The sequence below is a fragment of the Terriglobus sp. YAF25 genome (genome assembly GCF_052113305.1).
GTDB lineage: Bacteria > Acidobacteriota > Terriglobia > Terriglobales > Acidobacteriaceae > Terriglobus.
In genome coordinates this window covers 1-1,170 of sequence record NZ_JBFRCY010001018.1, presented here as the reverse complement: position 1 = coordinate 1,170, position 1,170 = coordinate 1, and the positions used below count along the sequence as shown (strand labels likewise).

2 protein-coding genes are annotated in these 1,170 nt (G+C 52.3%); one reads left to right on the top strand and one right to left on the bottom strand.

Annotated elements, in window-relative coordinates:
- The first annotated feature begins 302 nt into the window (after window positions 1-302).
- Complete coding sequence (locus AB4043_RS26180) at window positions 303-539, top strand: hypothetical protein (RefSeq protein ID WP_442302575.1); 237 nt, start codon at window positions 303-305, stop codon at window positions 537-539.
- Window positions 540-551: 12 nt separating this feature from the next.
- On the opposite strand, the gene AB4043_RS26175 is transcribed toward AB4043_RS26180, so the two are convergent.
- On the bottom strand, window positions 552-1,170 hold a 619-nt coding region (locus AB4043_RS26175; protein ID WP_442308609.1), incomplete at its 5' end, for a glycosyltransferase family 4 protein.

Sequence of the window (1,170 nt, the reverse complement as noted above, 5' to 3'; positions counted from 1 at the left end):
GCCGCAACCCATGAGGAACAATCCAAGCAATGAAAATTTCCAAAAAGAAACCTTGCGGGCGCACACGTTAGCGACGCGTCCTCCATGAACTTTCGACCATCATCTCTGTTCTCACGAACGATACCATGATTCTAGCTGCATCTTATTAGGCACAAGAAACAGCACATAAAAGTTGTGAGTCAGCGGGTGGTCGACAAATATTTCATGGGTCCCTCCAGCTTCCTACAGGAGCAATGACACGGGAGAGCTGTTCTAAACCATTCGGGTCCGATGTCTCGTGCTCTTAGGGAGGTGAATCGAGGATGCAACGCGGCGAGACAACAATGGATTTCAAGTATGCATTGAAGGATTGCAGAACGACGAATCCGAATATGCCTGAGGACGCGCTTGCGATAAGTGCGGAATGGCTAGAGTCCGTTCAACATCAAGTCGGCCTCCAGACGCAGCAACGCTTAAGCGGAATCTGGACAGGGGCCGCGCCGCATGTGGGACTTGAAATCACGAACTTCCAAGACATCGTGTTGGCGAAGAAGCGGTAGCTTCGTTCCCGGCTAAGACCGCGAAGATTTCGCATCGCTGACGACCTCTTCATATGCCGTCAGCGTTTGCTCCGCGGTCTTACGCCAAGTGAATTTCGCAGCCTGTAGAAGCGCTTCTTTGCGCAATCTCTCGTATAGAGAGGAATCGGAGAGAAGACGATCCATCGCCGAACTGATCTGCTCCTTTTGGGTTGGATCGATCAGTAAAGCCGCCTCGCCTGCTACTTCAGGAAGCGAGGAGGTGTTGCTTGTGATCGTGGGAATGCCGCAGGCCAAAGATTCCAGCACTGGAATTCCGAAACCTTCATACAAAGAGGGATACGCGAAGATAGTTGAGGCGGCCATGAGATATGGTTTGTCTTCCTCCGGAATGAATCCCGTGAACTTGACTCGCGACTCCAGGCCGGAGTTTGCCACTGCCTCATAGATGCCGTCGTACATCCATCCCTTCATTCCCACGATCACCAGGGTGAGTTCGGGATGTTTTGCGGCTATCGACGCGAATGCGTCAACGAGTCGAGCCACATTCTTTCGCGGTTCCAGAGTGCCGATGTACAGGGCAAATTTCGTCCCCAGTTCATAGGTTCGCCGAACCCTTTCGATCTGGTCCGGTTCAAGATTGGCACGGAAG

What these genes read in the sequence shown, in the direction of transcription:
- AB4043_RS26180 (WP_442302575.1), top strand. Translation starts at nt 303, where the DNA reads ATGCAACGCGGCGAGACAACAATGGATTTCAAGTATGCATTGAAGGAT.